This window comes from Marinilabilia sp., assembly GCF_016278715.1.
Taxonomy (GTDB): Bacteria; Bacteroidota; Bacteroidia; order Bacteroidales; family Marinilabiliaceae; genus Marinilabilia.
This window is the reverse complement of sequence record NZ_JADQBH010000210.1, coordinates 1-9,054: the sequence shown is the minus strand read 5'-3', so window position 1 is coordinate 9,054 and position 9,054 is coordinate 1. Positions and strand designations below refer to the sequence as shown.

Sequence of the window (9,054 nt, the reverse complement as noted above, 5' to 3'; positions counted from 1 at the left end):
TGGTCTTCCCAACTCCATTAACGCCCACAACCATAATAACATACGGTTTTTTATCGGCAGGGAGTTCAAAATCGCCCGCGTCACTGTCTTCATTCTCGGCCAGAAGTGCTGCAATTTCTTCACGAAGAATAACATTTAACTCACTGGTATTGATATATTTGTCTTGCAAAACCCTCTCCTCGATGCGTTCAATGATGCGCAGCGTTGTGTCCACACCCACGTCGGAAGTAATCAAAATCTCTTCCAGGCTATCAAGTACGTCATCATCAACCCTGGTTTTACCAACCACGGCACGAGTCATTTTCTGAAATACGCTCTCTTTAGTTTTGGCCAGCCCTTTGTCAAGATTTTCTTTTTTTGCCTTATTGAAACCGCCGAATAATCCCATGATAATAAATTGAATAAAAAAGTTACCGGAACCAGAAATCCCGGTTACCGATTACATGATTTTAAGAAAAGGCCAAAGATAATCAATACTTTCGATATTTATAAATATTGCCACAGAGTAAACGCCTTAAAAAAGGGCACTCTGTGGCAATTAAAATCGTTTTACCTTATTCCTTATCCAAGAATGGAAATCAATACTCCGGCAGCCACGGCAGAACCAATAACCCCCGAGATATTGGAAGCCATGCAATATTGTAATAAATGGTTGCTGCTATCGTGCTTTAATCCCATCTCACTTGCCACTCTGGAAGCCATGGGAACAGCGCTAAGCCCTGTGGCACCTACGAGTGGGTTAATTTTCTTTTTAGCAAGCATATTGTAAACTTTAACCGCCAGGATTCCTCCGGCAATGGAGATGGCAAATGCTAAAAATCCACCTACAATAATCCCCAGTGTTTTAAGGTCCAAAAAGACTTTTGCAGTCATGGTTGCGCCCACTGCAAGTCCGAGAAATATGGTGGCCGTATTCATTATTGGCCCTGTTGCTGCCTCCGACAAGCGGGAAGTAGTTGTACCAATCTCTTTGATGAGATTTCCAAAAAGCAACATTCCAAGCAAAGGCACCGATGAAGGCACCAATATGGCGACTACAATCCCAAGGACAATGGGGAAAATAATCTTGACCGCTTTAAGATTCTTAATCTTGTATTTGGGCGGATACAGTTTATCCTGTTTCTTCATATTAATCCGAAACTCCTTCTTCGTTATGAGCCGGTTGGCCACCAACGGAACAATTACCGGAACCAACGCCATATAAGAATAGGCAGCAATGGCAATCGGACCCAACAAATGCGGAGCAAGTAAAATGGTGGTATAAATCGCGGTTGGCCCGTCCGCTCCGCCAATAATTCCCAGAGAACCTGCTTCTTTAGCCGAAAAGCCTAAAGCAATGGCTCCAAAGAAAACTCCGAATATACCTATCTGTGCCGCGGCACCAAAGAATGCCAGTCGCAGATTACGCAACATGGGTCCAAAGTCGGTCAATGCTCCCACCCCCATAAAAATAATCGGTGGCAGAAATCCTGTTTTAATAAGAGAATAATAAACAAAATTCATAATGCCGTATTCGCTGGCTATTTCGAAAAGGTTCATGTATCTGTGTCCGGGCAATTCCACCATTTCGGCTGGAACCACGTCCATATTTCCACCCGGAAGATTGGCCAGAATGATACCAAAGCCGATGGGCACAAGCAGCAACGGCTCGTATTTTTTCACTATCCCAAGGTAAAGTAAAACAGCACCAATCAAAATCATTAATAAAACCCCGGGAGTTTCTCCAATCTCTCCCAGGGCAGTCATATCGTATAATTGTCTGAGTACTTCCATTTAGTTGTTGAATTCTTTTGAGGAAACCGCACTGTTAAAATGCTGTACATTGTGTTGGCCTGTTCTTAACAAAGACGATTTCCATCAGACCTAAAAAAATAAACTATTTCAACTGAGCAAACTACTGAAGAACAACCAGTTCATCGTCCTCCTCTACTTCACTTCCATTCTCTTTTAGTATTTTTGTCACCACACCGGCCCGGTCAAAACGAACAGCATTGTAGGTTTTCATGGCTTCAACATACCCAAGAACATCCCCCTCTTTGACTTTATCTCCCTCTTTTATGGGTGTCTCACCGGAATCTTTTGTGAAATAGAACCTCCCTTCCAAAGGAGAGATAACCGGCTCACCTTTCCCGGCCGGCGCCGAAGCAGAGGCCTCTTTCGAAGATGATTTTTCTGTATCCACAACATCCTGACCGTTGTAGGACACCATCACTTCAAAATCTTCGCCATTCACATTAATATTCATTCTGGATGGAGAACAGTCTCCCATACCACTGTTCGCTGAAGAACCAGCTGAAGTTTCTTCTTCGGCTTTCCGCGCTGCAAGATCGGCTTCAAAAGTTTCTTTGGCCTGGCCTGATTTGTAATTACGATATTGCTGAGGATGCATGGCAAGCTCCATCAGTTCTTCATCATCTTTGCCATAATCCCAGCCGTTATCGTCCATCTCCTTGCGGAAACTGTCCAGCTCATCGGGATAGGGCTCCTGTGGGTGACCGGTAAAGAATTCCTTACCCTCTTTATTGGCCAGTTCGATAATCTCAGGGGCCAGTTTTCCGGGAACCTGACCGCTTTTTCCCAAAATCATGTCCCAGATATTGTCGGCAATCATACTCCAGCGTTCCCGGCCCTTTTCCATCTGAAGAACATTCATCAATGCCAGGTTTTTAACATATTGACTGAAAGGAGTAACCAAAGGCGGATAACCCAGTTTAGGCCATATGTATTCAACCTCTTCAAAAAGTTTTATCAGTAAGTCATCCTGAGAAAGTTCAGGTTTCTTATGTTTGGCTTTCCATTTGTTCAAACTCTCCAGGTTATTCTCCAAATCAGCCATCAGGCTGCCCATCATACCACCGGGAAGTCCGGGCCCGATAAGCAGCGAATTCATGTGACGATTTTTGGGATTAATGTAATACCCCAGAAAATCATCCATAAATTCCTGTGTAAGCTTACGAACCTTCATATAAGCTTTCATGTTGATATCGGGCACATCAAAACCATCGTCTTTCAGCATAGCCTGAATGGTAAGCAAGTCGGCATGACCCGTACCCCAGGAAAGAGGTTCCATTGCCACATCCACATAGTCAACACCGGCCCGTGCCACCTCAAGTATGGTAGCAACCGAGAAACCGGGGCCTGAATGGCCATGATAAGTTATTGGAAGCTCTTTATGCTCCTTGCGAATACCCTTCACAATTTTTCCAAGCCAGGAGGGACGGGCAACACCTGCCATATCTTTCAGACATATCTCATCGGCACCCGCTTTAATAAACTGGTCGGCCAAATCAATATAGTACTCTACGGTGTGAACCTCGGAGTAGGTAAGACTCATAGCGGCCTGCGCAATCATTCCACCCTCTTTGGCATATTTAATAGAATCAATGATATTTCTCGGGTCATTCAGTCCGTCAAAGGAACGGGCAATATCAGTCCCCTGTTGTTTTTTAACTTTAAACATCAGTTTGCGCACATCGGCAGGAACGGGAGACATACGAATGCCGTTCAGGGCACGTTCAAGCATGTGTGTTTGAATACCGGCATCATTAAAAGGCTTTGTCCATGCACGGACTGCCTCATTGGGGTTTTCTCCAAAAAGCAAATTAATTTGTTCAAAACCACCACCATTGGTCTCCACCCTGTCGAAACATCCCATTTCAATAATGGCAGGTGCAACCTTCTCAAGCTGATCTTTGCGTGGCACATATTTTCCGGACGATTGCCACATATCGCGATACAACAACGAAAATCCTATTTTTCTCCCCATAACAATACTATATTTTTTTATTTTTTCTGATTTCAACAACATTTCCTCTGCCTGCCGTTACATTTTTTACTCCTGCAACAATGGCAGCCACTTTTGATGGATGAATTGCACTTTTGAAGCCAGCATTTCCGGGTTTTCCTGATTCACTTTCAGGAAGGAAACGATTCACAAAAAGTACAAGGCCATTACCAATCAAAACAACCAGTAGTAAGACAGTAAAAACAGTTACCATTCCAACTCCCAGAAGCACCCATGCCTGATTAAAACTTTCGGTCATGTTACAATTTCGTTTTCAGATTGAAACTTCAAGTATAAATTTTCTAATAATTAACGTGCAAAAATAGCTTTTTTTCAAACACTTTTTACAATCTATCGATGTCAAAGAAAGATATTTTTTCGCTATCAAGCATCATACCACATTGAATTTCTTTACAATATAGAATATTAAAAATTCACAAGTCCTTTAAGGTTTTTTTTCTTTAATTAGAATTACGACATATTTCTGTTGCTTTTCAACACCAATGTATTTTACTGTTTTTCAACTCATTGTCACCAATCAAGCCACCAATACAACTCAGTTTTGAATCAATTGAAATACTCGCATTTCTGATCACAGACTGGGGAACCTTTCCTAATTCTACTTTATAACTTTAATACAAAACATAATAAATAATTCCGGGGAAAAGAACACATAGCTTGAAAAGCTTATTAAATATAGTTCATCAATAGTTGGGAATCGGAATAAATTATTTGTGAAACAAAGTTCGACGAAGTCAATTAAGCAGTTCTCCTAAAAGCGAGGCTTTTTTCTTTTAACGAAATGCATTATGCTATTTTGACAAAGTGCTGTTGTTGTGTTTTTAAAAGGCCGAAGGTCTTTATACAATAGCCTGGTATGTGTGGTTTTTATACAATTTTTAAATTGAGGGCATTAAAAATTCTTTTTGCTTTCTGAGGTTGCTGACCAGTGACAAAAAGTCATTATTTATCTGAAGAACAGCGAAACCGGCTTTTGATTGAGTATATTTTCAAAAGTTGGTGTTTAAATCAAAGTTACTAATTTGAAGAAAATAACCAAGAATAATTCCATGCAGCTGGTTCAGTCCTGTTTGGTTGTCGGCTATATCCAAAACAGGATTACAAGTAAATTGCAAAAAAATACTTCCACAAATCCATTTTCAAGCCCCCAAAACCAGCACTTGAATATTTCACTACCACCTATCGGTCAACAAATTAGCTCAATTTTATTTTGCATCTAAATACCAATGTTTTTAATATTGCTTTATAGAACTATATAGTTATGTTGAAAATATCAATATGAAAAATTTGGTACAAATAAGAGTCAGCAGGGGATTAAGTCAAGAACACCTGTCAAAGCTTTCGGGCTTGTCTCAGGCGACCATCAGCCAAATTGAGCAGGGCAAGAGCTATCCACAGGCACAAGCCCGGTACAAACTGGAGATAGTGCTGGGCCCGATTGACTGGATGTCAACCAAATTGCACGAAAACCATCTGATTGAACTATCAGCAGGGCCATAAAACAGGGTATTAAACAGCATTCGACACCTTCAGCGTCGATATTTTATATTTTGCGTATCGCTATAAACATAGGAGCCCTTCAGGCTCCCATTCCGTAACATATACATGAGAATCAACCCAAAATGTGGGTCCTACCGGTTCTTGTACTTGTTTTTCTTTTGATTATGAATGCTATAATGTAAACATTATCAACACTCCGGTAAACTTTTAGAAGTGTCTGATAATTAATGGTTTACACGGCTTGTGACATGATACATAACTCTCTCATAATAAAAACTTTGCGTCTTTGCGTTTATGTTTTTTTTAACGGACTATTGCATTATAATGGTGAACCTTAAAACATAAAATTGCTGAGCTGTAAGAACTTTGTTGGTTTCTTAGTACTTTTAACCTAAATTAAAGCCTGATGGACGATAAAAATATCCGTGAATTATACGAGGTTTTCCGGGTGGAGAAAGGAATAGGTCTTTTTCTGGAAGATCATATACAGCGTTTATTTCATGGTGCAGACAAAGCCGGAATAAAACTAAACTTCAATTTTGAAACCATTAAGAACTTCTTCAAAGAAACCATTAAGCGGGAAAAGATAATATCGGGAAATGTAAGGCTATCTGTTTTTTTCGATTCATCTGACGGGAGTGTAATTTCTTACCATGCATCTGGTGTACCACACTCCTACCCAACCAGCGAACAATACCAAAAAGGGATTTCATGTGGCTTGTTTTTTAACGAAAGAGAGAATACACAAACGAAAATTGCCAATACTCTGCTAAGATACGATGCAAATCAGATAATTAAGGAAAAGGATTATTTTGAATTGCTACTGGTCAACCATCAGGGAGAGATTACCGAAGGTAGCCGAAGCAATGTATTTTTCATTGTTGGTCATAAGTTGTTTACAGCGCCCGACCAGATGGTTTTGCCGGGAATAGCACGAAAAAAGACTCTTGAGGTTGCACAAGCCTTAAAAATCCCGGTTGATTTTAGTCCGCTCCATCATCAGCACCTGAAAGATGTGGAAGCAGCCTTTATTACAGGCACATCACCAAGAATATTAGCCATTAAAAGCATTGAGACTTTAAATTTTAAAGCAGATCATCCAATTATTCACCAATTAACCGATGGATTTTCGAAATTGGTTAAGTCTTATATTGACAAACGCAATCAGAGTCCAGATGACTAAAAATCAGAGGTTAAATGAGATAAATGAAAGGTTGGATTAGGCTCTATTTAAAAGTTACCTCGTGTTAAAATCCCGGCGTTATTAAAGTTTATCCCCTGCGGTGGACGGGCCAATTCTGTCAAAAATACATTGTGCCCAAAAATTTTTGGGACACCCACGCGCAAGGACCATAAAACTGAAGTTTTTTGGAAGCGAGAACAATCAAAAAAAGGATTAAAAAAAAATAAAAAATACCATCAAACGCAAAACATTATGAAACCAACACGGGAAAATGCCTTAGAATTATTTAAAAAGTATAATCAGAGTGAGAGTTTGTTTAAACATGCCATTGCTGTGGAAGGCGTTATGAATTATTTTGCCGGTAAATATCATGAAGACACTCAGAAATGGTCAATCATAGGGCTGGTTCATGATTTGGATTACGAAAAGTTCCCCGAACAGCATTGCACGATGACACGTAAAATACTGGAAGAGAATAAATGGCCCGAAGAATACATCAGAGCAATTGTGAGCCATGGCTGGGGTATTTGCAGTGATGTTCAACCCGAGCACATTATGGAAAAGGTACTTTATGCCACCGATGAACTTACAGGACTGGTAACCACGTCGGTATTGGTTCGACCGGACAAAAACATCCATGAATTAAAAGTGAAATCGGTCATGAAAAAATGGAAGGACAAAAAATTTGCAGCGGGCGTAGATCGCAATATCATACTTAAAGGCGCTGAGATGTTGAAAATGGACATCAGCGAATTGATAGAAGAAACGATTGAAGCCATGAAAAAAGTGGCTCCCGCTTTAGGATTGGATGGAGAATCCTCCTAATTCGCAAGCCACCATATTCTCAAAGTTCCGGGCAGGCTAAATATATCATCAGGGATGTGGCAGAGAATAATCTTTCACTGCTTCATACATCGCAAGAACATTTTCCACCGGAGTTTCCACTTTTAACTTATGCGAGGGGCCAATAACAAATCCACCACCGGGAGCCATTGTTTCAATAAGTTCGCGCACCCCTTCTTTTATATGTTCGGGAGTAGATTTACGAAGCAACAACTCTTCATCCAATCCGCCGGAAAAAGTAATCATCTGCCCAAAATCCTTTTTGAGTCCCTGGGGGTTCATGCCTTCGGCTCTGGTCTGAATAGGGTCCAAAACATCGGCCCCCAGCGAAATAAACTCAGGAAGCAGCTTTCGAACGGCGCCGCAACTGTGCATATAAAAATTAACTCCCAATTTGCGCGGCAACTCAACAAACTTCTCAATAGCAGGTCTGCAATAGGTATTCCAGTTTTCATTGCTAATCATAAGTCCGCTGCTGGCTCCAAAATCATCAGCAATGCGAATAAAATCAACTTTATCGCCCGTTACAGCGAAAAACTTCTCAATAAAATCAACATAAAACTCCGTCACCTTATCCACCAAAACCTTAAAATAGCGGGGATTGTACATCATAACATCAAGAAATGAATCCCGTCCAATAAGTCGCTGAATGATTCTGAACAGGCCGGGAGATGAGTATCCCGGTGCCGTCATTATGGCATAATCCTTATATTTTTCGCACTGTTTGGTAAGAGATTCAAAATCGAACAAATCCGTAGTCGGCCAGGGATATTTTTCAAGATATTCAGGGTCGGAAATGTCCTGAAGCGGAAAGTGCCTTGCCTCCCAATATCTCAAGTCTCCATGCCCCACCAATTCATATCCCACACCCCAGATATCTTTCTTCTGCCCTTTTTTTTGGTTAACCAGGTTGGGGCCCGTATAAACAGGCTCAACCCAGCGAAAATCAATATCCAGATGTTCCAGAAGCTGGTCAGCATCAGAAAAACCCAATTCGGACATCATTTTTTGTGTGAACTCAGGTACAGCCCAGTAAAAAACAGGTACCCGATCTGGCTCTTCATGATTCAAAGCAGTTAACACTCTCTCTTTGTGATTCATAAATGATAGATTTAGGTCTCATTCAATTATCATTTACTCCTGTTTTTGAGGCCAAAAACATTGCAAGATAGAGAAAAATGTTTGAAATCATCAAAAAGTATTATTGAATTATAATAAACTAAATTAAGGGTAGTTTGTTTCAGTGAAATCTGTTAAATGTTTCACAATTAGTCACTGTTCCAATCTGTAATCTGACAATCTGATAGATGGCATCGGATTTTTGGTCTGTTTTTAGTCTGTTTCCCGGACACCAGACTAATATAATCGTAAAATATTTTAGCGAAATTTTTATCCTAATTTGGATTAACGTTCTATTTTGCTCGTCAAAAGAATCACCTCCAAATGTATTACCTCAATACTTCGTTAAATTTCTACAAACAGCTGATAATTAATCCAGTAAAAGGCCAGACGACTAAACCGCAACTCACTCATAATAAAAACTTTGCGTCATCGCGTGTCTGCCTTATAGCTTATTTGACCGGACTATTAGTTACCCCTAACTTCTAAAAATCTACCGGTCTATTGAAAATAAACCCATCATTTATTCCTTACCGGCCTGATAACAAATTTATACGAATAGGCTGATTCGGTGAGACGATACTTATCGTGCGTACGGGCACCC

Annotated in this window: 8 protein-coding genes; 3 read left to right on the top strand and 5 right to left on the bottom strand. The window is 40.4% G+C overall.

Annotated elements, in window-relative coordinates; translation table 11 throughout:
- From QZZ43_RS12985 to QZZ43_RS12970, 4 genes are all read right to left on the bottom strand, one after another.
- The coding region (locus tag QZZ43_RS12985; RefSeq protein ID WP_291860056.1) for a signal recognition particle receptor subunit alpha at positions 1 to 388 on the bottom strand (388 nt) is incomplete at its 3' end.
- Positions 389 to 561: 173 nt separating this feature from the next.
- Positions 562 to 1,773, bottom strand: coding sequence for a sodium ion-translocating decarboxylase subunit beta (locus tag QZZ43_RS12980; protein WP_291860053.1), 1,212 nt, complete (start codon positions 1,771 to 1,773; stop codon positions 562 to 564).
- A gap of 121 nt (positions 1,774 to 1,894) precedes the next feature.
- Positions 1,895 to 3,766 (bottom strand): biotin/lipoyl-containing protein, encoded by a 1,872-nt coding sequence (locus QZZ43_RS12975; RefSeq protein WP_291860052.1) that lies wholly within the window; start codon positions 3,764 to 3,766, stop codon positions 1,895 to 1,897.
- A 7-nt stretch (positions 3,767 to 3,773) separates the two neighbouring features.
- Complete coding sequence (locus QZZ43_RS12970; protein ID WP_291860049.1) at positions 3,774 to 4,043, bottom strand: OadG family transporter subunit; 270 nt, start codon at positions 4,041 to 4,043, stop codon at positions 3,774 to 3,776.
- 1,040 nt (positions 4,044 to 5,083) lie between these two features.
- Here QZZ43_RS12970 and QZZ43_RS12965 point away from each other — a divergent pair.
- From QZZ43_RS12965 to QZZ43_RS12955, 3 genes are all read left to right on the top strand, one after another.
- A complete protein-coding gene (locus tag QZZ43_RS12965; RefSeq protein WP_291860047.1) occupies positions 5,084 to 5,305 on the top strand; it encodes a helix-turn-helix transcriptional regulator in 222 nt (73 codons plus the stop codon).
- Positions 5,306 to 5,711: 406 nt separating this feature from the next.
- Positions 5,712 to 6,488, top strand: coding sequence for an aminotransferase class IV (locus QZZ43_RS12960; RefSeq protein WP_291860045.1), 777 nt, complete (start codon positions 5,712 to 5,714; stop codon positions 6,486 to 6,488).
- Positions 6,489 to 6,740: 252 nt separating this feature from the next.
- Positions 6,741 to 7,313, top strand: coding sequence for a hydrolase (locus tag QZZ43_RS12955; protein ID WP_291860044.1), 573 nt, complete (start codon positions 6,741 to 6,743; stop codon positions 7,311 to 7,313).
- A 48-nt stretch (positions 7,314 to 7,361) separates the two neighbouring features.
- Here QZZ43_RS12955 and QZZ43_RS12950 read toward each other — a convergent pair whose 3' ends face one another.
- Positions 7,362 to 8,432, bottom strand: coding sequence for a uroporphyrinogen decarboxylase family protein (locus tag QZZ43_RS12950; protein WP_291860043.1), 1,071 nt, complete (start codon positions 8,430 to 8,432; stop codon positions 7,362 to 7,364).
- Positions 8,433 to 9,054 lie beyond the last annotated feature (622 nt).